This window comes from Legionella sp. W05-934-2, assembly GCF_964199965.1.
In the GTDB taxonomy this organism is placed as follows: Bacteria; Pseudomonadota; Gammaproteobacteria; order Legionellales; family Legionellaceae; genus JAFIFT01.
Window position 1 is genome coordinate 1 of record NZ_CAXMZT010000006.1, and the last position, 22,444, is coordinate 22,444.

The following is a 22,444-nucleotide window of genomic DNA, read 5'->3' on the forward strand; positions in this document are numbered from 1 at the left end:
TGAACGCCTTGGAATTGTTTAAAAACCGGGCTCGGGCTCGCTCACGCGCCCGGGCCCGATTTGTTCCGTGAAAAGTTGAGCATCACGTTAAATAAGACTGTTGCGATGGACTATCGGAGGATCTGAAGGGGTGCCTCCGACTTCATCTTTGGCATTGTTAAATAGCGAGTTTTTACTTGGATTATTCACAAAGCCCGATTTGGTCATGAACAATGAATCGGAAAAAATGATTCTTTCTAGCATAATAGAGAAACTCGCCTTAAGGCCCACTTCCTCATCTTGGCCGGTATGATCAAGCCCATTACCCGAAATATCAACAACTGATATGGAAAGTTTGTTTACAAGGCTTGAAATAAATTGAGCCAAGCTAGATTCAATGGATAATACCAAATTATTGGCAGATAAGATTAAAACTTGTAACGTTTTTGGTAAATTATGTAACGCCTGATTCAGCTTATCAGCTGAATAACAATATAAGTCATTGCGACTTAAGTTTAGTTTTTGAAGAACAGGCATGCTATCACCGATGGTGTGAACGATACTGTTGAAATCGTCATACTTCAACAAACCAAGTTCATTATCATCAAGATGAAGCTCTACTATTTCTTTTGGTAATTCACGAATCCTTTGATTTAACTCGGAAACATCCATATACCTTAAGCCGTTATTGGATAACCGAAGAATTTTAGTATTTTTTGGTATTCTTGAGAAAATTTGATCCCTTTCCGTTCTACTCGTATATCCGATTTTCTGCGACGTTAAATTCACATCCATAAAGAACCCTTAAAATAGCAAATGATGCAAAACCATTCATTATACATAATGAGCAGATATATATCAATACTTGCCTTTAGTCATGATTGGATATAACAAGACCTCCTTAACCAATCTTTGTGTTAAACTGTGGAACCAGGTAATCAAATTATAGACGACAATCCCTTACTTAGTCTAAATTAGGGTATAAATTGGGCCAGTTAACCATGCATATTCGTTACGATAACGAATGGTTAACTAACCCTGGTTAATCTCTGTAGCAACTTAGTGCTTGTCAAATTTTGGCCCTGACTCTGGATCAGGCTGTTTTATATCACTGACTTTACCCTTAAACTTACTCATTTGCTCTTCAACTTTCCTTATTGTCTTGGATTGTGATTCGTCATGCATATCCGGTTTAACCCCATAAGCAGAAAAGACATGGCCAGTTTCCTGGGACTTAGATGTACCTTGATTTCCGATAACATCTAAGTATGTATCTAACTCACTCTTTCTCGCACTGATTCGAGTCATTTCGTCTTTATAATTAGGATCTGTTTTTTTCATGTCCCGTTCTTCTTGTCTCAATTGAAATAGCTCAGCGTGAACTTCATTTGATAGAAATATTCTGTTGAGTAACATGGCGTTATTGATTTGTTGTAATTCTTTCTCTGCTTTAACGGCGAGTGTTCCATATTTTGTGATTTGTTTTTGGGCTTTGTTATATTCAACCGGATCATAGCCCTTTTGACCTTGCTTAGGCGTCGCTTGTAACTTTTTGAATTCTTCCAAAAATTTATGACGTATCTCCTGTTCTTGCTTCAAATAATTAAATTTGCCAATAGCCCCTCCTTCAAATTTCTCCCTTACTTTTAAGCCAAAATCTAACCTTTGTTGACCAACGTGGGTTTGTGCATTGTAAAAGATTTGTTTTTTGAAAAATTCCATGGTTTTCGCATTAGAATCCTTGGCTATAATATCTGGCAATGGCAAATGATTGACAACGCCTTTAGCGACAACCTGTTGGTTTAATGCAGAGCTGTCTTTATTTCGTACTGTTCGGCCATGCAACTGGGGTGTGTCTAAGGCGTTATTTAACTCATCTTTGTCATTTAGAATCGCTTGCTGGGTACTTAACACACTGGGGATTGAGATCCCTGTGGAAAATGCCGTACCGCTTCCGACATGCATAACCAACCCCGTGCGCAATCCATCTAGCAAGGCATTTTTTTCACTATCACTCATATCATTGGTTGAATTAGCCGCATAGGTTGCACCCAGTTTTTCAAGGTCAATATTATCGCCCGAGCTCATCGCTTTAATAGCCTCTTTATCGTCAGCTGCAAACATAAAATTCACCGTGGTTTTTGCCACTTTTTCGATGATTTTTTCACGCTGATCAGGCGGTAGTCCACCCACAAAGTCCATGTTTCTTCTTAAATCTTCTTGAATCATTTCCCCAATACCTTTTTTATCGGTGGGTAATTTCTTTAAAAAGCTTGCAACTTTTTCTTGCCTTAACTGGTGTATCGCGGTTTCATCACTGCCCAACTTTTGGATATCTTGTTGTCCTGCTTCACTTTCAAAATATTTGTCAGCTAATTGTTTTGCTTTATTTTTTCGCCAGTCTTCCGGATGCGTATTTGCTTTGGACGAATCTTTCTCATTGGGTTTATTGTCCGTCATTAACTGATTAAATTTACCCTTACGTATTAACAACTCCATATCGAATGGCTTTTTTCCAAATGCAAGGGCTGCCGCGTTCGAATTGATAAACTGCGCAACTTGTGCCTTCTGAGATGCCTCAATTTCTTGTTTAAGATCAACCGGTTTACCTTCGCCTACTTGTTTTATTGCATCGTCTTTAATTTCGTGATCAGGTCGTTTATCGCCAAGTTCTTTCATCACTTGCATCCGATAATCAACCTCTGCATCTCTGCGCATAATTTGGATATTTTTTTGAAGCGCAGTTAAATCAGAATAGGTCCCTTTGGCTATTTGGTTATAAATACCCATCATTTTTTCTCGAAATGTGGGATCCCCATTAAAAAAGAAGTTTTTTTGATCGATGCTTTTCACGCGATTTTTTTCAACAAAGTAATCAACCTGTTCTGAGAGCGGTTTAGATTTCACATTGGCATTATTAGGGTCCGGTTTAACATAATCCTCACCCGATGATAAATAGGATTGGCGACCAAAATAGCCTTCGATGAGTGTCCGCTCAATATTGTCACTTGCAATATTCGTTTGATGTTGTGGAATGATAGGCCTTAATTGTCCGGCATCCATCACGGTGCGGATATTAACATCCACAAGCGCTTTGTTTCCAAATAATTCATTGAGCTTACTGGTAGGCGTACCAGTAACCGCCAACATGACGTTATTCTGTTTCATTGTTTCTAAATTATGAACTTGTGCTTCATTAAACGTATGCTGGTGGGATTCATCAATACAGACCGTGCGGTTTTTAACAAGCTTGCTCTTTTCAAAAAATAAAGGGTCATCCGCTGTCATGATGATTTGGACATGCTCTTCCTGAATCGCTTTTTTGAATTCGTCGACACTTAAATCCTTAGCCATGTATACTTTCGTGCTTTGTCCGTGCAGAACCATGATTGCATCTTTGCGAGTCTCCTTCGCTAAGCTATCATTGGGCACAACAAAAATCCCATGTCCTACAGCATGAGTCACGCCAGCAAGCACCCAGCTTTTTCCCGATCCAGTTCCCATAATTGCCAAATGACTCGGTTCACCGTTAGCTACTGCTTGACCAAATTTTTCAATGACATCGGCTTGTAACTCTCTTGGCGCGGGTGCTTTGCTGGTAAACACGGCATCCCCAGCTTTAATATCGATGGAGCTATCAGGATTAATTTTGGCGTGCATTACCCTGGCAGGAGTCGCTACCATTTTGTCATCGGTGTACTTGCCTATTACTTTTAAATCGTAGGTCGATTCACCCGTCCTTTCTATTTGAATTTCATAAACTCGGCTATTATCCGTTGATAGTTTAATGGCTTTCCCACTATCAATGGCTAATCCAAATTTATCCGGGTTAGAAATCATTTCATTAATAATATCCGCAGCCGTTAATTTTTTATTCGCTTTTTGCGCTGAGTCCACTAGCTCTTTAAAATGCACGTCCGTGATGGATTTGCCGTCAATGACATTGCTTAATAATATGCGTCCTAAAACAGCATCACCATATTCTTGGATTTGCTTACCCACTTCTTGGGCTAATTTTGAATTAGGCATTTCTCGCTCCGTTGGACTTTGGATTTATATATAAACATATATACCATTTTGATTCATGTTGCACATTATTGCGTCTGATTGATTTTGTTATTGTCGTTAATTTAGAGAGGGACATGTTGTATTTTTTTAATAAAAACAGATGGATACTGTATTGATTCATTCAAATTGATAAAAATTGAAATTTATTTATCAATTTGAAAATATATTAGATATTACCTTTAGGTTAGGTTGGTATAGTCAATGATGAAATATACTATGCCCATCACCCAGCAAGATGCTAGGCGATGGATGTATGATTAAAGAAAATTGCATAAGTGTGAGGGCTAAATTTTACTAGGGTTAGTTTGAAAATTTTTTCCGGATTTATATTTATAGGACTTACGAAAAACCCTAGAACCCGTCATCCTGAACATAGCGAAGGATCTACTGAATTGAGCATTGGTCTTCGGCAAAAGAAGATCCTTCACTACGTTCAGGATGACCAGCGCACATAAGAGAAATAAAGCAGATCTTTTAAGGCAAGTGTATAAGAGTCAATTGCTTGCTACTAGGGATTTCTGTTTCTGATTGATATTTATAAAGTGTGAATTCGCAACAAAGGACTTATTAATAAGCACAAACGGCAATTTATGTCTATAATGTTTGTAGGTTAAACACATAAATATTATGGAGTGCAATATGACTAAAGGTAGAGCTCGAAAGAAAGAAAATCAAAGGAATCAAGAGATTCAGGCTGAAATAAAAAAGCGTAATAATCTTTGTAAAAAGGATTTGTTGGGCCTTAATTTAAGTCAAGCACAAAGTCTTCTAAAAACACTGAAGGACCCAATTAAATATGGTGGATCTCAAGCGAACTTGGATGATATACCTAGCGAATACCCAACGCCGGGAAGTAAAGATTTAAGAGGTCATATTCGTACATTGCAAAAAAACATCGAATTACATAAAGCAACCCAGGAAAAATTATCTGAACTTATAGAGCAACTTAAAACTGGGCTTGGTGGAATCAACGATGAGAATGAATACAAAGAAACGGTTAGCAGTTTGGTAAGCGCTATAGAACAAGATACAAAAACATATTTAGATAAGCCTATGAAAGATCTAGAGTCTTCATTTAAGAAGTTTTCAGAGAATGTTGCTGAACGTTTTCTAAATTCTAAAGCTGATTTTCAGCCTAAAGTATGGCATGGTGTTGCTGATGTATTTATTTCTATGCTTAATGGATTGAAAGCTATTGGCAGGGCTCTTGGTGTATCATCCCAAAGAATGAAACTCTTCAGTGAGCAAAAAGCAGAATCTGAAGTAGTGAATTCAGCTATACAAAAATTATCAGAAGATGTAAGACCCTTAATATCTCCATCACAATAATAGTTAAAATTATAGAGTGAAGACCACATTAGCCATACGGCTAATGTGGTAGTCTGCAAAAGCGGATGCTATCCAATCGAGTCTGACCCCATTGGTTCGCCAGCCCGGCTGCAAGCCACACATGATTAAATTTTCTTATGTTAATCTGTTAACTAAAAGCTAACAATGAATTTGCAATAATTCAATTGTTCAAAATAAGTGCTATTGGTATAATTTTGTCAGTGGCATCTCTTCTCCAAAAAGACGAATGGAGAACTGGATAATCCAAGTTTTAATGATTAAACGGGTTTGTCGCTGAGATTTCGTGATGTTTTATGTTTTTGAACTCAGCTTCAATATTGGAAATAAACCCAATCTTTTAGATAAGGAGTTCATTTGCATTATGTAAAAAATTATATGCCTATCAAAAAAGAATTGAATAGGAATATCGATTTGATTAATCGCGAATTCTCACAAATATTAAACCAAATGCTCGCCATTATGAGTGCTAATAGTCACTTAGTGATTCGAGATAAAGAGGGTAATTATCTATATGCCAGTCCGAACTTAGAACAATCGCTAATCGATAGTCGGGTTTTAGCTCAAGGGGAGCACATCGTTGGCAAAAATTTAAAAGAAGTTTACCCCAGTGATTACAAACAGATTCTTGAAAATGATGAGACTGTAATGTCTCAAGGCGCAGAAATAACTTTTCATGAATTTTCATAAGATCAGGACTTACGGAAAACCCCTCATGCATAGTCAAAAGATCAAACTAAATTGAGATATTTCTTACAACCCCACTGTCTAAAAGATCAAAGTTATAAGATCAGAGCTATTGTAAAATACGCCCAATCTTACTAATCAGGTAGTTGTCATAAGCCGTCCTAAAAAACCATTTGACCAGTTAGACTATTGTCAATATTTACTGAGTAGCCAAGTCAATTACACACTAACCAACTATGCAGAACACGTTTCAAACGTTAGCCATGACTTGGTAAAACTATATTTGGAAAGAAATCGTCTGACAGCCAGCAATGTATGGTCTCAAGTAAAACCAGATATTATTGAAAGTGATGATGGGTATTTGGTTTTTGATGACACGGTTCTTGATAAAAGTCATTCACGTCGCATTGAGTCAGTCCGGTGTCAATATAGTGGAAATGCTCACAAGGTCATCAGAGGCATAGGTCTTGATAATTGCATTTATGTTAATCCAGAAACCAAGCAATTCTGGGTAATTGATTTTCGCATTTTTGATCCGGAAAAAGATGGTAAAGGTAAAGTTGATCATGTGGCAGAGATGTTAACTAATGCGATTTTCAGTAAAAAGCTCCCATTTAAAACTGTCTTAATGGATACATGGTATGCCACAAGCAAGCTTATGCTCCTTGTAAATGATCATAAGAAAAAATTTTATTGCCCAATTAAAAAAAATCGCCTGGCTAAAGCCCGTGAGACGGGCGATGAGTATCATCCCATCACAGAATTACAGTGGTCTGAAGACGAATTACACCAAGGTAAATCAGTGCGCCTGAAAGGTATGCCTGAACACCTCGCGATGAAAATGTTTTCCGTTGCTGTTTCTCCCAACAGAACGGATTTTGTTGTCACAAACGATACTAATCAAAACTGCTCTGATGATACAAAAAGTATTTGTGCCATTAGGTGGTTTGTCGAACAATTCCATCGTGAGGTAAAACAGCTTACAGGTATTGATAGGTGCCAATGTAGGAAACAGCGTATTCAACGAAACCACATTGCCTGTGCGATACATGTATGGGTAAGGTTGAAAAATATTGCCTATAAAACAGGACAGACGGTTTACCAAATCAAAAAAAACTTGCTCAAAAATTACTTAATTAACGAGCTGGCAATGCCATCGGTAGAAATGTGTTTTTCGTAAGTCCTGATTTGCTGGCTTCATTAACACCACTGCCAAAAAATGCAAATATATTAGCAATAGCACCCGCAGCATTGATGGCTGCGTGTTTATACTCACCCGCTTGTGCGGCAGCTACCGCATCATTTGTTAATGCACTGACTTCGCGCGCATGGGTGGTGGGCGCAGTGATTGTCGCGTCTTCCATTTCACTATGGATCATCCATTTACGGTAAGGAAATGGGTGCATTAATGGGGATGGATGCTGCCTTCTTTGATAACAAACGTGTTTTTAAAACCGATAAACGCCCTCTTACGCAGATGAATAATTCCAAATCAGCAAAGGAAGAATTAAACGATTCAGAACACGTTCTACTAATTAACTACCCTACTGGAACCGATCAGAACTCATCATCCAAGGCATACCACCAAGTGTATTTTGGTAAAAATAAAGACAAAACAGGCTGCTCTTTTTTCGACGCTAATTTGCCCGGAGGAAAAAGAGAAGGAAGTTGTGACGAGATGATCAAACTTTTGGCGAATTAAATAAATAACACCACATCCACAAATGATGACAGACCTTGCCTCGTTTCAAAATCTTTATAACACGAGGTCTCGCAATGAATGACGTAACCTTTATTTTTTGCCCGATATGAAGCTTACATTTATATCACTTTGTCTTGTTAATAAAATCTTAATAGAAAAAGTATATAATTAACTATATCGAAATTACATTTGGGGAGAAATAGCTTATGCCCCCTATCACTCGCGAAGACTTTCAACCTAAAAGCTGGAATGCTGAAAGTGAACAAACGACAAAGGAAGGCAAAAAACATGCCTTAGTCATTAAAACATCTCAAGAATTGATAGCGCCATTAGTTATTGATTGCAATCAAAAGGCTACCGATACTCAAAGCCCATTAGCACTCATTGATGAAGCATTCAAAGGGGGGTCTGAATCAAAAGCCTATAATGGTATAAAAGATCATAAGGAACGAACATGGGGGTTGATATATCATTTAGCCGATGCATTCATTGATTATCGTGATACCCTTGACGAGGAAAATCAAAAAGATATTGAACCTATTTTAGAAAATCTACTAGCATTATGGAAAAACATTAAAGATAGCCAAGCCCGAGAAGATTTACTCAAAAATATGACAGATTGGCTTAAAAAGCCCCCTTCTATCGAGAATATTGATAACACGGGAAGGATGCTGGAAATTGGTTATTTTGTTCTGAATGGACTGTCTTCTGAATTAAGTACGTTTGGAAGTATTGAAAAATCCATTGCTAGTAGAATGGGTGTTGATTTGGGTACCTTGAAGAATACCCTTGATATCTCACTAAAACCACTCGTTGCCCAAAAATATCAACAAATATCTCTGATTAAGAAGCTATCCACTAGTCCTGAAAATGCTTTTGCAATTATCGCATCTGATCGGGAAAACGCCGCGAAGGTATTATTAAGCAATATAAAATTAACTGAAGAAATCCTCAAAAGAGGAGACCAAGCCGCAAAAATTTTTATTTTGAATAATGACGCGTTAGTAGCAAAACTGATTAGTGAAGATAGAAAAAATATCTATTCTTTGATTGAAGCTAATCCCAAAGAGGCTAAGACAGTTTTCGAAAAAAACACGAAAGTTCGGGATCAGATTGCCATTCTACTCGGTGCAGATTTAGATTTTACAAAAAAGTTGGCCGAGGATCTATTAACAAATAAACAGCTGTCTATCCTCGAACCAATATTTAAGGTCAATTCAAAGCTTGCGCTTAAACTGAGTGGACAAGTTTCCTCAGATAGCGAACTCTCTCAATTTTTAAAACCATACGTCAAGTTAAGCGATGACCACGTAAAGATGATTCAAGGCCTTGGCGGCAATGTTAACCTATCACTTTCAGCGATTGCAGAAAATGTGGCTATTCCAGACAATACCACCTCTCAAAAAAAAGCGCTTCAAGCGACATGCGAGCGATTACAAACGTTGGATAAAATATTGTCTTTAGATGATAGTCAATTAGTAATCGCCTTTTGGGAAGAATACAATACTCAAGAAAAGCTAGATACGCTTAAAAGTGATTTGTCCTCCTTGTCAGAAGCGAACAAAACTAACTTGCAAAGACATTTTAGATCCGTGTTTGTTGGTGGTATAACCGGCATATTTGTTTCTGCCTATAGTTGGGTTCAAACCACCGCAAATCCTGAATTAACTGGGGGTGTCCCGCCTCTGTCTGGCATTTTAAGGGGGGCGGTGAAAGATGCACTATCCTCTTCTCAACAGACATTACAGAATCAAGCACTTGAAATCATGCCAACATTTGTCGTTTCTGGCGAGTCAACGCCAGAAAAATTAAATTGTATTAGCAACGTCTTAAAAGGCGAAACCAACGCAGAAATTATTATTAGGCTCACAGATGAGTTGAAATCCAACCTTGATAACTTGCCTTCTACCGACATTTTCACTGCAGATAGTGTTAGTGAGGCTATGTCGATATCTGTAAATTTATTCAACAGTGCAAATACAGATAAATTAGATAAGTTGGCTGAATACCAAAGAGTACTTCGAGATTTTGATAGCGCGTTAGCAATCATTGACAACCACCAACGGATGGTAGATATACTGAAGCAAATTGCATCAAATATAAACCAGTTAGAAGAAAAAGGGGTAGATGTCGTTCAATTACGCCAAGCTTTTGATAGACAAGTTAAAGACACAATTAAGCATGGTGGGGATATTTATAAATCAATACCGACTAATTCATCAGCTAAGATTATGATTGATGCCTTACAAAAAGATTTAACAAACGCTAAGACATCCATTCAATTAAACAGGGATGGATCAGAAAAATTGTTTAAAGTCATTCGTGACAATAAAGATACAATTGAAGAAACTAGAAAGTACCTTCAAACAAGAAGCAGTACCTGGGCTCACTTTTTTATGAACATTTTTTCACCCAGTTATCGAGCAATGTACAAAAACCTGAAAGAGACTATCGAACAATATGATAACAAACAAATATCTGAGCCAGTTGCAGTGAAAGCAATTCAAAAGACTATCACAGGCGACAAGGGCTATGACTCTGAAAAAATTGCAGGCATAAGAGAGCACATTGCCAAATCACCAACAATAGAACTCGATGACAACTCAACGCCGGCCAATAGTAAACTTTGAGCGTAACGCTTAAAAAAGTATGGAATATGAATTGCAAATAAATAATACCCACTGCCCTTATATTAAGAGCAGTTTAAGATCTGCCAAGCATGCAAGCAATTAGGCAAAATAGCCTGCAAAATAAACTTGGTACAATAAAAACAAGCCGATAATTAGGAAAATTACCGTTGATATCGTCATTCTCGTTGGATGGTTGATAAAATAGTGTCCCATTTTAATGGCCGTTTCTGGACAGAAAAATCGGACCAGGCCACTTAGCAACACAAGCCATGAAAATAGCGTCACAACCACTGGCCATCCCATCACCCAAACATTATGACTCGCGACCATGAGCAGTCCTAAAATGAGAGTAAATACAGCCAAGATAAAGACGAGACTGCGCTGTCCCATAATGTCTTGCATCACCGCTATTGAAGCATCACGTCGAAATAATGTAAACAGGCTGACGATGACCAAATACCAGCCAATGACAGTCGCCAAAAAGAGTGTATTCATGTTAATCTCCTCCTTCAATTCCTCCTATTATAAGTTTAGTTGAAATTAACCTCTTAAATCAGAATCTATCTCATTGATTATCATTTTAGGGTGCGGAATCTAGGTCAGGAGCAGTCCTGGTGATAAGCTCCTCTTGATATGTTTATTTGTTTTTCATATAACGCATTCTTTATACCACATCGCCTGGAAGTATTTATGAAAACCCCGATGTTTGATATGGACTATTTATCCTTTTTCAATCACCACGGAATCAGGTTACGCCATAATAATTTGGAAACGGGGTTATCAGAAAAAAAGTAATGATTGTTCAGGCTATGGCGGCGATGCGGTTAGTCTTGCTTAAAATAAATAACAACACGGGGAATATTGCTAAATTTCAGACATTAGTTGAAGAATTTATATTACTCTGCTGCAACAGTTTTCATTTAACCGAAAACCACTTTCAAGATATCGCCCTGTCACTTATTGATAGAGGTGATGATGCGAGAGTTCCCTATGATTTTTACAATTACCCATTAGGTAAATGTGGAAAAGCCCCTTTTTCTGCTACAAAAAACATTAATGACCATCACATCAGAGCACTATGATCAAGAAGAACCAGAAAATGCTGTTTTGTAATTGCTACAAAAGCTTTGCAGTGAAATCAACGAATATAAATCAAACCAAATTCGCAAATTAATAGCGAAGGCTTCAGAAAATCAAGCAGTTAAAATCATTTTAGAAGATATATTGGCCCTTTATTCAAATATGATATTTCTGAGCAATCCGATTTATAGACATCTCATGGAACTGGCGAAATCCACCCATGATTTTGAAACAATTTCAGAAGCACAAGTTTTAAATTTAAAAAACCAAATCAGTGCTTTGAATCAAACCACAAAGAAAGGGAAAGAGCTTCTGTCAATCACCATTAAAGAATTTAATACCAGCAACTTATTCCAAGACAACTTAATGAAATCAGAAAATTTAACAGTCAACCCTTTGAATGATTTAACAACGAATAAATTATTGTTTTGCTTTGACCTAATTGAAAAATGGCCTGCTCCCCAACCCATGGAGCTGACTGAATATCAAAAATTAGAAAATGGTTTAAAAACCTTGCATCAAATGATTCAAGCAGTTCAATCGGACTATATCAAAGTCTTAAAGCCCTCCAACAACCAAATACAAACCCCTTTTGATGCAATTTTACAAAAAGTCAGCAACGCGGATAAGGCACTTTCCCCAGACAATGATAAACAGCAAAATCAAAAGCTAATGGCTCAATGCTTAAAAGAAACGGTTGACGATATACATGCCATTATGAATGAATCAACCAATCAGTCATTACGAAATAGCACAAACCCAATTATCCGCTTTATCCCGTATTTATGGGATAATCTCACTTGGCTACAAACTTGGTTTGACAGGCCAAAATCTACCTACGAAAAACAATGTGATTTGGTGGTTAATCAAATCAGCCTCTTTCAAAAAAGTAAATTGCTATCTGAAGCAAATGAGCAAGAAGCAGCACTTACTAATCAAACGGTTGATAACAGTTTCTAATCGCAACTATAGAGTCATGCGTAGCATGAGAGTTGGATTATCAGCCGAGATCATAGGCTCCTCTATGCCTTAGATATCCTAGGGTCGATTAAAGTGCTATAATTTTTTCAACTTTCACCTATCCAATATTCGCATGAAGATATTAATCTCTGGTGCCGGCATTGCCGGTCTTTCTTTGGCCTACTGGTTAAAACACTATGGCTTTGAGCCAACCATTGTGGAACGAGCGCCCGCGCTTTTAGTTGGCGGGTATAAATTAGATATTCGCGGCAGCGCCTTAGAAGTCATTCGCCGCATGGGGGTATATGAGAAATTAAAGCAATTAAATACCAACATGCAAAATGCAATTTTAGTGAATAAACAGGGCAAAACCATTGAAGAGATGGATGGTGAAGCGTTTGGGCATCGGAGTGGCGATGATATCGAAGTGGTGCGTGAAGGTATTTGCCGAACGTTTTATGATCATTTATCCGGCATCGATATTTGGTTTGATGATGTCATTGAAGCAGTTGAACAAACCGATACGCATGTTGAAGTGAGTTTTAAACATCGCAACAAGCAGTCATTTGATCTCGTAATCGGTGCAGATGGCCTTCACTCAACTGTTCGTCATTTGGTGTTTGGCGAGGAATCTCAGTGGCTCCATGATTTAGGTGTGTATTTATGCGTTTATAATGCCCCAAATTATCTCCATTTAAACAACCAAGAGATGCAATTCACCGAAATTGGGCGCGTTGCTCAAGTGTGGAGCACCGGCGACAATCAACAAATGAAAGCTTGTTTTGGCTTTGTCAGCAAGGAAAAAGCGATTCCTCTGAAAGACCGAAAAGCGCATGAACAACGATTAAACCAAGCATTCCATGGCATTGACTGGGTGATGCCTAAGCTGCTTTCCTATCAAACTACGGGCGATGATTATTATTTTGATAAGGCTGCCCAAGTCAAAATGCCGAGTTTTAGCAAAGGTCGGGTAACCTTAGTTGGAGACGCCGGCTACTGCGCCTCCCCTCTTTCAGGACAAGGCACAAGCCTAGCAATTATTGGTGCTTATATCTTGGCAGGCGAGTTAGCGCGAGAGAAAGATAATTTTGCCGCAGCATTTATGACTTATGAAGATGTCATGAAACCGTTCATTGAAAGCAACCAGCGCCTTGGTCAACAGGCTGCCAATATGATGAATAGCCAAGGGTTTATCAGTCAGGTGATTGGTAATTTTATTCAAAAAGCCTTGAAATATGCCCCTGGAAAATTAGTACGATGGATCATTAACATGTCCACCAAACGTATCCAAACCGTTGCCAATTCCATCCAAATTAAGGACTACCCGTAATCAGTGATTAATGATTGTGTGGACATTTGATATAAAAGCTCTTAACTAACTTCACAATTTATTTCCTATTTAAGCGCATCGGTCTTCTGGACTGCTTCGCGTTGCTCGTAGCGACAGAAAATTTAACTTGGGACGTTTTTTTCTGGACCTGTATAAAGGCTCGCAACGACTTTGATGTATGAATTTATCCAACACGGCGATGCTAAGTATCTAGGGAAATATCCTTAATTATTTGGCGCATCATCGACGAAATAGTCAACAAATGCCCTTATTTTGGGTTGTAAATAGCGTTGCTTTTGCCAATACATGTAGACTGTCTGGTCGACTAAACTGGCTTCGGGCAATAACTCAATTAAATCCCCTCGTTTTAGTGCATCCTTAACCACATAATCATGTAAATAGACAATCCCCAGCCCTTCTAAAGCAGCCATGAGCATCGCACCGCTATCATTAAACGTTAGGTAAGGATCAATTTCTAGTCGTTGATCTTGCCTAAATTGGATAACATCAACAGGTTCACGCATTGAATGAGTAATATAGCGGTGTTGATATAAATCATGCACCTGTGTGGGATTACCCTGTTGGCTTAAATACTTGGGGGTTGCACAAAGCACATAGCGCGTTTTGGTTATCCCTCGGCAAATATAATCAAGCTTACCAGGCATGGTCACACCAAAAATAATATCAATTGCTTCCGAAGCGAGATCCGGCATTCGTTCAGCGAGATCAAAGGTGAGTTTTAATTGCGGGTATTTTGTTAGAAATTGAGGTAGTTTCGGGATAAGATAATGATGGGCAAAGTATCGATTGCAAGAAACGTTTAAACAACCTGATACATTTTTCTGGCTTGCAATTAATGCATTTTCTGCTTCAGATAAGGCGCTAAGAGCTTGCCGGCAATGGGATAAATAAAGCTGGCCTGCCTCGGTTAAACGAATTTGCCGCGTTGTACGATGTAAAAGCTTTACCCCCAATTCATATTCAAGCTGGGCAATTTGTCGACTGATTGCGGCTGTCGAGATTTTTTTTATCCTTGCCGCAGCCGAAAAGCCACCTTGCTCGACCACACAGATCAACGTCTGAACCGCATCAAATTTACTCATTTATTATTGCATTTTAGTTAATAGTTATTAACATTTTATCGAATTGTAAATTTATATGCAATTTATGATAATAGAATAACTATTTTGTATTTATTTAAAACGGTATAATGATGAACAACACCCCCTTCCCTTGGCTGACATTTTTGCTGATGATTTCATTTGCTTCGGTGAATGCCGTTATTCCAACACCGGCGCTGCCTGAAATCACCCATTATTTTGAAATCAACAACGATCAAGTTCAATTATTGATGAGTCTTTATTTGATTGGCTACGCAGTTGGTCAGCTCATCTATGGGCCTCTTGCGAATCGATTGGGCAGAAAACCGGCGCTTTATGTTGGTATTCTTGTCCAGATTTTATCAAATATTGTTTGCATCATGGCTGGCGTCTTGCATTGCTTTAGCCTGTTACCCATTGCGCGCTTATTTATGGGTTTGGGAGCCGGGGTCGGTTTAAAAATGGCTTTCACCCTGGTCAATGAAATGTGCAATAATCGCATCGCTGCAAAACGGATTGCGATTCTTGTCATAGCGTTTGCCATTGCCCCCGGTTTAGCGGTTGGCATAAGCAGTGTCATTTTGAGCCTTTTTTCCTGGCAAGGATGTTTTTATTTTGCATTAGGCGATGGTCTAGTTATCTTGATACTCGTATCCCGTCTACAAGAAACGCTATCAACCCCTGATAATAATGCATTGAATATTTCATACTTAATAACGAAATATCGACGCCAATTTCAAAATAAGTCGATTATTCAGGGCGGTGTACTACTAGGCTGTGCGAGCAGTTTTATTTACCTCTTTGCCACTTGGGCACCATTCATTTCAATAACTGGCAATGGATACAGTGAAAAAACGTTTGCGTTGATGAATTTGCTCCCGACACTTGGCATGCTTTTTGGCGCAATCACCAGTGCTTATTTAACACATTTCTTTTCGTCTTCTTTTATCATGAAATTGGGCGTCCGATTTGCAACTTTTGGCGTCCTTACCATGTTATATGCTTATATCATCGATTTTAGTCTTGTTTATTCTTTATTTTTACCCATGACGTTAATTAATTTTGCCTTATCATTCGTATTTGCAAATGCATCCTCGTTGGCATTACGGCATTGTGATGATACATCAAATGGCTCCGCAGTGATGAACTTTATTAATATGGGGATGACGGCAATCATCGTTCTTACAATTGGCCAGCTTCCGGCGTCACCTAAGTTATTGGTAACAGGTTTTATTGGAATATCCTCGATTATGGCGCTAACTTTCAAGATTGATTCTGGCATATCAACGTCATTAACTCGGCAAGCTGACATAGAAAACAATGCTGCCAACTAGTCTTTCAATTCAATGGCATTTCGTTATATAGATTTCAGCATGTTATGTTGAACATAATGATCACGTGTTTCTTCGTGGAGACTTATCGCATCAACCCCTTGATTAAATTGGTTTAAAAGCCTCTGACAATCGTAGACGCGATCTGAAATAATGGTAAAAAGCGTATCGCTTTGTGGATTCCCGTGATAATAACTCATGTTTATCCACTCACCTAAATCTTGCGGCTGAATGCTCGATTCTTTTGAAAAGTGATTGAGACTATCATTGAAGGCTGTTTCATAGAGATTAGGATTAGACTCAAGATTATGGATTGCTTGCTCGACCATTGTAGCAAAGCCCTTGCGCATACTTAAACTGATCGGATTGTTACCGGATAGATCAAACAAATTTTCAATAATTGTATGGGGAAGTAATGTGCCTACCCTCCCATCGAAAGGCAATGCAAACCGGTGTCGATAATCTTGTAAATAGTTACTTGTAAAGAAGCGATAATTGATTTTTTTACCTTTAGTAAAATTTTCATCGTCGATACAAAGACTATCATTGTGACGTCCCTTATAACTCAAATGACCACAAAATCCAAAATCCACAATGCAGGCTTTAAATTGATTATCAACTCGGATTTTTCCAGAGTTGAGAAACTTTGAATTTAAAATATCCCAGTGATTAAATATTAGGGCAGCAGCATAGATTTGACCAATAAAAAAAGCATCGTCCTCATTAAGATCTAATTGTTCTCGCCTTGGAATCTCACTATTTTCAAGCACTGCTCCAAATTTTTGGGTGACTTTTTGGTGTAAAAACTCATCAAAGTGACTAAGAATCTTTGACAAAAGTATCACCTGATTATTCTGGCCAACATGCAGATAGACCTCAGGGACCACCATTAGATCACCAAACAGCCCTTTCATCACGTTGGGGATAAGCAATTCTAAAAATGCCCCCTCAAATTCAAGTGAAAAAATATGGCGTTTGGTTTTGGGGTCTAATTCATCAATGGCTTGTGGTGGAACATACCCGTTAAAAACGTCTTTTGCCGTTAACGGATCGGGGGATTTTGCAATATAACTGTGCCCTTCTTGGTCTTGCATTATGGTCTTTGGCGTAAATCCTTTGCTGATTAATTCAGAATCTTCAGGACTTAATTTCGACTTTTCTTTATATTCTATTCGTAAACTTCCGGGAAAGTTCAGCATAATTTTATCTTCAGCACATACATATTGGTCTATTTTAAACCATGCAGGATTGAGTGTAAACATACTCTCTTGAAGAGGTGGGATTTATGCGAAGAAACGTCATAACCATACTAATAAAAGACCCTTCGTTTCGATGCTTATTTAAAGTAGTCCACATTTTCAAGACGAAGTTATTTCAACATAGCTTTAGCGTTATTGTTTCGCTTATGTGACTTCTTATTTCACTATTATGACAATCATCAAAACATCTTGTCTTAATTTATTTTCATCTATTCATAATCCATCTCTTTAATTAAATTTAAGCCCAGTTTCACGAATATTTGAACATTTTGTATTGACATTAATTTTAACCAGATGGTATTACTATTATTAGCATGATCGAATATGTGCTTATGCATCCTATTTTGAACCAGCTTGCCGCACCATGGAGGGTAGATTATGACGCTTGAAGAAATGCAACGAATGCTAATTTATTGCCAAATACTTGCGATTGATGGGTTAAGCAATGGAACGAATGCCATTATTCCTGAACTTACAATTGACCTTCTGAGTGGAAATTCCTTTTTTGGTTTAAAAAATAACCCTGCGATTTTCGTCACAGAAATCACTTACAAAAAATTGAAGCACGTTTATCCAGATTGGATTCCAAACGTTACCATAGCAATCAGTCAATCTTTTTTGGATGCAAAAAAAACAAGCCCCATAGATATTATAGGAGTACTTGTTCATGAAGCTGGACACGCATTTAATGTCTATGGGCGTATCTCTAATAACGAAGCTAACGCCTACATATTTGAAATTGAAACCCTGCTCAAGCTCTATAACATGAGCGTTCTATCGAGACAGTTTGACATCTCCAAACAAGACATGACGCAGTATTTTCAATCACGGTTAAATCAATATCAAATGAACAAAAAGAACGGCAAGTATTTACAGTCACTCATCGATGAAATTACGGAGACATTTGAGTTAGAAAATCACCACAGTCATCGAGTCATCGAATTTGTGACTAAAAACGCAATCAAGATTCATATAAAGCTAGGATTTTTTAAACACATGAATTCGGAGGATATTAAATTATCCAAAGATAGCTCCTTTAAACCCTATGTGAATATGACGAAGGTCCATACTTAGCGACATTCTTATGCCTAGGATTAGGTGGCAGTATTAATATTCACAGGCTTTAAGTGGAATTTATTAAATAAAACCAACTGGGCTATTGCGAGATACCCCATTAAAAAAGGTTGCTGATCAACGGCATAAGCTACGACGTTTTTGTCTATCAAAGACAGGGTATTTGGGGTTTTATCAAAACTAAATACGAGCGGCTTATAATTAAAATTATTCTTTTTAGGTTGAAGTAGCATTTGCCCAATGGGGTCGAGTGCCTGGGAGGTTAAGCAAAACAGGATCGTTGTATTGGGATGACGCAGAAAATAGGACTTGACTCTTGATTGTACAAAATTAGCATCGGTGCCCACATCCAGCTCTTCCACAACCATGTTATTTTCACTTAATACTTGCTTGATACCTTTAGCGCGCATTTCAAGACCAACATGGCCAGGTTGAGGATTCAATATAACCGCCCTCTCTTTTTCGCGTGCATGCTTAATTGCTTCCATAGCCAGCATTTTCCCTGCTTGGAAGTTATCGGATCCCAAAAACGCCAAATACGGATTTTTCTGATGATTACTTGGTTTCGTATCCACCGCGATGATTGGAATATGCTTACTTTCTGCTTGTTTTAAACTCTTCGAAAATACGGTATTCGAAGGAATCGTCGTCGCGATGCCCAATGGATCAGTGGCAAGGACACTTTCAATGAATTTTAGTTGCTTGGGAACGTCATTGGCACCGGGTGGGGATAAAACTTGGACTTGAACGTTTAAATCCTTCGCTGCTTGCTTTGCACCGTCAAATAAAGAAGTCCAATAAGGGTCCTGCGAACCATGAGTAATCAAATAATAAGTATTATTGGCAAAACTGCTCGTTACACTAAGCCAAAAAAACATGACAGAGTGTATAATTTTAAAGTATTTCAAAGTTAACTCCTTCTAAAAAGCGTGATATTCTTCTGTTTTTATCTGATTACGTTCACTTACCTTCCTCGCTACCAGGGCTCCTTTATCTAAATAGAGAATCTCCTTTGCAACCGCCTGCAAATGCTCTCTTTGGTGGCAAATGTATATAACTGCAATGCCAGCATCGGCCACGGATTTAATCGATTTTAAAACACTGTCCATACGATTCTTTGAGAGTGCACTCGTTGGTTCATCAAGAATGAGTAATTTCGGTTTAAAATATTTTGCCCGACATATCGCTAACGCCTGCCTTTCACCACCCGATAAATCACTCACTCGTGTTTGGGCTTGAAAGGTCTTATCCACACCAAAATCTGTTAATTGTTGCTGGGTTATCTGTTGCATTTGCTTAACATCTAACCGTCTAAAAGGAAAATGGCCTGTCACTAATTCATTGCCTAGAAAAAAGTTTCGCCATAGGGATAAATTTTCGATTAAGCCTAGCTGTTGATAGACAGTTTGTATACCAATGCGATAAGCATGAATAGGTCCGAATGAACGTCGATAGTTTAAGGGATTGCCTTGCCAATATAGGTTGCCTTTACTGGGTGAGTAATAACCAGTAATGATTTTCACTAATGTTGATTTTCCCGCCCCATTTTCACCCATTAAACCAATGATTTCCCCTGGGAATATCTGAAAAGAGACATCGTCCAATATGTTGACATTGCCAAACCACTTACTAATATGCTCCGCCTGCAATAGAGGCTTTTGTTTATTATCGCATGCCATATTTAACGCTACCAAAGGAATAATTAATCGAGACAGCAAGAATGAGGATCACACCAACAAATGCCCGGAACCAATAAGTTGATACACCAATCTGAATCAGTCCTGAGTCAATGGTACTGATGAGCAATGTCCCTAACGCAGCGCCGAATATACTGCCTTGTCCACCTTTCAATGACGTTCCGCCAATGACTGCCGCTGCTATGGCATATAGTTCATATTGTTCGCCAGCTGTGGGTGATAGGCTATTGATATGACTAAATTGAATAACACCTGCAAGTGCCGCCAGCATCCCACATAATGTAAAACACATTAATTTAATGGCGTGAGTGTTGATGCCCACAGAGTAAGCCGTATCTGGATTATTACCCGTGGCTTGGATATGATTTCCCAGTTTTGTTTGGTTCAATAGGTAATTAAGCAATACGCCAATCACTAACCACCAAAGAAACGATACCAACAAGTTATCAACGAAAGTACCTGCAAGCAGTTCCATCGTCATATTATTGCCATCAATGGTAATTGGATACCCTTCGGTGAAAAGGAGCACCACGCCTCTTAGTATCAACATCGTGCTTAGTGTGGTAATAAACGAAGGAATTCTTAGAATCAATGTGATTAGTCCATTGATAAACCCAATGCCAGCGCCTATCAAAAGCGCCATGCATAAGGCAAAAATTCCATGGCTAGCATGTTGCGATAGTGTAGCAAATATCATCCCAGTTAAAGCAAAATTTGAGCCCACAGATAGATCAAATTCCCCGGCAATCATTAATAAGGTCATCCCTAAAACGACAATGCCAAAGTCTGCGGTGAAATTAAGAATACTCGCCCAAGTTGGAAAAGTTAAAAAGGTCGGTGCTAATAAAGAAAACACACTTACTAGCAAGAGAAATGATAAAACGATGCCATTCGAAATATTCTGCTTCTTAAACATAAACTACCTTGTTTTTTTACGATGCGAAGTTTACCTGATTTTCAAAGCAACTTTAAGATAATATTAAAAAAAGAAACATAAAAAATTCGTGCGTCTAATACTATAAAATACTACCCCATAAATCTGGGTAAGATTTTTTAATCACGAAGCCCGAGTTATGGTGTAATTATTAGCACTACCTATAGTGATATTAAAGTATCTGTTAAGAGCTTACTGCTGAATTCATTTTGCTCTTTATTGACAATATATATTCATATTGTTAATATATACGACTAGAAATTCGTCAGGTAAAGAAATGGCTACCATTAAAATACATGTATTAGATTTTCATAGTATATTTACACACATCGAGATAGTCCTCGAAAACACATCAACAACCCCCCATACTTTTTACGGGATTAATCGATGGGAAGAACCTGGACATAATTGGGTAACATCAGGTCCTAATGCGTATATCGATCAAGCCAGCTCTACTTTTAGCTTTGATATTGAAGCAGACCCTAAAGACATCGTTAAACAATATCGAGACTATTGGTATTCAACTGACAAAGATGCTGGCATTTTATCCCTTAACTGCGGCGATACCGCGCAATGGTTTTTAAGCAAATATGCAAGAATTCCAAAACCAAATTTATCAAACATTAGCTGGAATCATTTTGCTCTAGGTATCATATGGCCTAGTTTTATTCCTTGTCCAATCACCATTCCTGGCCGCGTGATGGCTAACGCAAAATTCCATGTTAATGCCAGAAATAACCCTGAAGAAACTGACAAATATTCGCGTCTTTTTCTGTATACTTGCATGGCAGCTGCTTCCTTGCTCATTGCGACCTCTGTGTTCGCTTTAGTGGCATCGGTAACCATTCTAAGTGCTGGATTAGCAGCGCTTGCTATTGGAGGATGCGCCCTTGCCGGCTTAGTAGGCACTTATGGCTTTTTCAAAGCATATAACCAATTATCAGCTAAAAACATCGCTGATAAATTAAAAAATCCAGATGAATCGTTTAGCGCTGATCCTAGCAGTAATACGCCAGTCGAACACCCGGATATCGCAAGGGTTGCTCCCCAATAATATAAGTTAGCCCCCCAGCTGAGCCGTTACGCCAAGCAATCAGTTTATTCTTAACGGCTCTATAGCCCTTGACCAGAACAAGGTATCTAAATTCGCTTTCCTAAACTCATGTTGAAAATCAGCAGATAAACGCAATAACGTGTTCAATTTCAATTACTTTTTAAACGTTGATAAATAGAAATTTGAATGCTAGTATTTTAGAATATTTGAAT

Annotated in this window: 20 protein-coding genes; 11 read left to right on the plus strand and 9 right to left on the minus strand. The window is 38.2% G+C overall.

Annotation, left to right across the window (positions count from 1 at the left end; genetic code table 11):
- Nucleotides 1–87 precede the first annotated feature (87 nt).
- A complete protein-coding gene (locus tag AB3348_RS07980; protein WP_367607071.1) occupies nt 88–774 on the minus strand; it encodes a hypothetical protein in 687 nt (228 codons plus the stop codon).
- A 264-nt stretch (nt 775–1,038) separates the two neighbouring features.
- Nucleotides 1,039–4,008 carry a DEAD/DEAH box helicase family protein gene (locus AB3348_RS07985; protein WP_367607072.1) on the minus strand — a complete coding sequence of 990 codons (2,970 nt, stop codon included), beginning with the start codon at nt 4,006–4,008 and terminating at the stop codon, nt 1,039–1,041.
- Nucleotides 4,009–4,686: 678 nt separating this feature from the next.
- Between AB3348_RS07985 and AB3348_RS07990 the strand changes: the two genes are divergently transcribed.
- The 3 genes from AB3348_RS07990 to AB3348_RS08000 all read left to right on the plus strand — a co-directional run bounded on the left by AB3348_RS07990 (nt 4,687) and on the right by AB3348_RS08000 (nt 7,261).
- Entirely contained in the window at nt 4,687–5,376 is a 690-nt protein-coding gene (locus tag AB3348_RS07990) for a hypothetical protein (RefSeq protein ID WP_367607073.1), read from the plus strand.
- 375 nt (nt 5,377–5,751) lie between these two features.
- Nucleotides 5,752–6,084, plus strand: a complete 333-nt coding sequence (locus AB3348_RS07995) for a hypothetical protein (RefSeq protein WP_367607074.1) — start codon at nt 5,752–5,754, stop codon at nt 6,082–6,084.
- A 148-nt stretch (nt 6,085–6,232) separates the two neighbouring features.
- Nucleotides 6,233–7,261: a transposase gene (locus tag AB3348_RS08000; protein ID WP_367607276.1), complete on the plus strand. Its 1,029-nt coding sequence runs from the start codon at nt 6,233–6,235 to the stop codon at nt 7,259–7,261.
- Here AB3348_RS08000 and AB3348_RS08005 read toward each other — a convergent pair.
- Nucleotides 7,218–7,460, minus strand: coding sequence for a hypothetical protein (locus AB3348_RS08005; RefSeq protein WP_367607075.1), 243 nt, complete (start codon nt 7,458–7,460; stop codon nt 7,218–7,220). The genes AB3348_RS08000 and AB3348_RS08005 overlap by 44 nt on opposite strands.
- 17 nt (nt 7,461–7,477) lie before the next feature.
- Here AB3348_RS08005 and AB3348_RS08010 point away from each other — a divergent pair, with 17 nt between their 5' ends.
- Both AB3348_RS08010 and AB3348_RS08015 read left to right on the plus strand, forming a co-directional pair.
- Nucleotides 7,478–7,783: a hypothetical protein gene (locus AB3348_RS08010; protein WP_367607076.1), complete on the plus strand. Its 306-nt coding sequence runs from the start codon at nt 7,478–7,480 to the stop codon at nt 7,781–7,783.
- A gap of 206 nt (nt 7,784–7,989) precedes the next feature.
- A complete protein-coding gene (locus tag AB3348_RS08015) occupies nt 7,990–10,413 on the plus strand; it encodes a hypothetical protein (protein ID WP_367607077.1) in 2,424 nt (807 codons plus the stop codon).
- 99 nt (nt 10,414–10,512) lie between these two features.
- Here the strand turns inward: AB3348_RS08015 and AB3348_RS08020 are convergent, their stop codons facing one another.
- Complete coding sequence (locus AB3348_RS08020; protein WP_367607078.1) at nt 10,513–10,908, minus strand: hypothetical protein; 396 nt, start codon at nt 10,906–10,908, stop codon at nt 10,513–10,515.
- A 299-nt stretch (nt 10,909–11,207) separates the two neighbouring features.
- On the opposite strand from AB3348_RS08020, the gene AB3348_RS08025 reads away from it, so the two are divergent.
- From AB3348_RS08025 to AB3348_RS08035, 3 genes are all read left to right on the plus strand, one after another.
- Nucleotides 11,208–11,495: a hypothetical protein gene (locus AB3348_RS08025; RefSeq protein ID WP_367607079.1), complete on the plus strand. Its 288-nt coding sequence runs from the start codon at nt 11,208–11,210 to the stop codon at nt 11,493–11,495.
- A gap of 196 nt (nt 11,496–11,691) precedes the next feature.
- Nucleotides 11,692–12,453: a hypothetical protein gene (locus AB3348_RS08030; RefSeq protein ID WP_367607080.1), complete on the plus strand. Its 762-nt coding sequence runs from the start codon at nt 11,692–11,694 to the stop codon at nt 12,451–12,453.
- Between the two features lie 133 nt (nt 12,454–12,586).
- Entirely contained in the window at nt 12,587–13,783 is a 1,197-nt protein-coding gene (locus AB3348_RS08035; RefSeq protein WP_367607081.1) for an FAD-dependent monooxygenase, read from the plus strand.
- A gap of 224 nt (nt 13,784–14,007) precedes the next feature.
- Here the strand turns inward: AB3348_RS08035 and AB3348_RS08040 are convergent, their stop codons facing one another.
- Entirely contained in the window at nt 14,008–14,886 is an 879-nt protein-coding gene (locus tag AB3348_RS08040) for a LysR family transcriptional regulator (RefSeq protein WP_367607082.1), read from the minus strand.
- A gap of 107 nt (nt 14,887–14,993) precedes the next feature.
- Between AB3348_RS08040 and AB3348_RS08045 the strand changes: the two genes are divergently transcribed.
- A complete protein-coding gene (locus tag AB3348_RS08045) occupies nt 14,994–16,217 on the plus strand; it encodes an MFS transporter (RefSeq protein WP_367607083.1) in 1,224 nt (407 codons plus the stop codon).
- A 23-nt stretch (nt 16,218–16,240) separates the two neighbouring features.
- Here AB3348_RS08045 and AB3348_RS08050 read toward each other — a convergent pair whose 3' ends face one another.
- On the minus strand, nt 16,241–17,476 hold the full coding sequence (locus tag AB3348_RS08050) for a hypothetical protein (RefSeq protein WP_367607084.1): 1,236 nt from the start codon (nt 17,474–17,476) through the stop codon (nt 16,241–16,243).
- Nucleotides 17,477–17,851: 375 nt separating this feature from the next.
- On the opposite strand from AB3348_RS08050, the gene AB3348_RS08055 reads away from it, so the two are divergent.
- The gene (locus tag AB3348_RS08055; RefSeq protein ID WP_367607085.1) at nt 17,852–18,547 is read left to right on the plus strand and encodes a hypothetical protein; all 696 of its coding nucleotides are present in this window, start codon (nt 17,852–17,854) and stop codon (nt 18,545–18,547) included.
- A 20-nt stretch (nt 18,548–18,567) separates the two neighbouring features.
- Here the strand turns inward: AB3348_RS08055 and AB3348_RS08060 are convergent, their stop codons facing one another.
- Genes AB3348_RS08060 through AB3348_RS08070 form a run of 3 tightly spaced genes read right to left on the minus strand, consistent with a single transcriptional unit; the run spans nt 18,568 to nt 21,160 of the window.
- A complete protein-coding gene (locus tag AB3348_RS08060; protein WP_367607086.1) occupies nt 18,568–19,455 on the minus strand; it encodes a substrate-binding domain-containing protein in 888 nt (295 codons plus the stop codon).
- A 12-nt stretch (nt 19,456–19,467) separates the two neighbouring features.
- Nucleotides 19,468–20,226 carry an ATP-binding cassette domain-containing protein gene (locus tag AB3348_RS08065; protein WP_367607087.1) on the minus strand — a complete coding sequence of 253 codons (759 nt, stop codon included), beginning with the start codon at nt 20,224–20,226 and terminating at the stop codon, nt 19,468–19,470.
- Nucleotides 20,213–21,160, minus strand: coding sequence for an ABC transporter permease (locus tag AB3348_RS08070; protein ID WP_367607088.1), 948 nt, complete (start codon nt 21,158–21,160; stop codon nt 20,213–20,215). Before AB3348_RS08070 ends, AB3348_RS08065 begins: the two co-directional genes overlap by 14 nt.
- A gap of 295 nt (nt 21,161–21,455) precedes the next feature.
- Here AB3348_RS08070 and AB3348_RS08075 point away from each other — a divergent pair, with 295 nt between their 5' ends.
- Nucleotides 21,456–22,232, plus strand: a complete 777-nt coding sequence (locus tag AB3348_RS08075; protein ID WP_367607089.1) for a hypothetical protein — start codon at nt 21,456–21,458, stop codon at nt 22,230–22,232.
- The last annotated feature ends 212 nt before the right edge of the window (nt 22,233–22,444 follow it).

Bases quoted from the DNA above. Each gene is read 5' to 3' on its own strand.
- AB3348_RS07980 (WP_367607071.1), bottom strand. From the start codon at position 774: ATGGATGTGAATTTAACGTCGCAGAAAATCGGATATACGAGTAGAACG.
- AB3348_RS07985 (WP_367607072.1), bottom strand. From the start codon at position 4,008: ATGCCTAATTCAAAATTAGCCCAAGAAGTGGGTAAGCAAATCCAAGAA.
- AB3348_RS07990 (WP_367607073.1), top strand. From the start codon at position 4,687: ATGACTAAAGGTAGAGCTCGAAAGAAAGAAAATCAAAGGAATCAAGAG.
- AB3348_RS08005 (WP_367607075.1), bottom strand. From the start codon at position 7,460: ATGATCCATAGTGAAATGGAAGACGCGACAATCACTGCGCCCACCACC.
- AB3348_RS08010 (WP_367607076.1), top strand. From the start codon at position 7,478: ATGGGTGCATTAATGGGGATGGATGCTGCCTTCTTTGATAACAAACGT.
- AB3348_RS08015 (WP_367607077.1), top strand. From the start codon at position 7,990: ATGCCCCCTATCACTCGCGAAGACTTTCAACCTAAAAGCTGGAATGCT.
- AB3348_RS08020 (WP_367607078.1), bottom strand. From the start codon at position 10,908: ATGAATACACTCTTTTTGGCGACTGTCATTGGCTGGTATTTGGTCATC.
- AB3348_RS08025 (WP_367607079.1), top strand. From the start codon at position 11,208: ATGATTGTTCAGGCTATGGCGGCGATGCGGTTAGTCTTGCTTAAAATA.
- AB3348_RS08030 (WP_367607080.1), top strand. From the start codon at position 11,692: ATGGAACTGGCGAAATCCACCCATGATTTTGAAACAATTTCAGAAGCA.
- AB3348_RS08035 (WP_367607081.1), top strand. From the start codon at position 12,587: ATGAAGATATTAATCTCTGGTGCCGGCATTGCCGGTCTTTCTTTGGCC.
- AB3348_RS08040 (WP_367607082.1), bottom strand. From the start codon at position 14,886: ATGAGTAAATTTGATGCGGTTCAGACGTTGATCTGTGTGGTCGAGCAA.
- AB3348_RS08045 (WP_367607083.1), top strand. From the start codon at position 14,994: ATGATGAACAACACCCCCTTCCCTTGGCTGACATTTTTGCTGATGATT.
- AB3348_RS08050 (WP_367607084.1), bottom strand. From the start codon at position 17,476: ATGTTTACACTCAATCCTGCATGGTTTAAAATAGACCAATATGTATGT.
- AB3348_RS08055 (WP_367607085.1), top strand. From the start codon at position 17,852: ATGACGCTTGAAGAAATGCAACGAATGCTAATTTATTGCCAAATACTT.
- AB3348_RS08065 (WP_367607087.1), bottom strand. From the start codon at position 20,226: ATGGCATGCGATAATAAACAAAAGCCTCTATTGCAGGCGGAGCATATT.
- AB3348_RS08070 (WP_367607088.1), bottom strand. From the start codon at position 21,160: ATGTTTAAGAAGCAGAATATTTCGAATGGCATCGTTTTATCATTTCTC.
- AB3348_RS08075 (WP_367607089.1), top strand. From the start codon at position 21,456: ATGGCTACCATTAAAATACATGTATTAGATTTTCATAGTATATTTACA.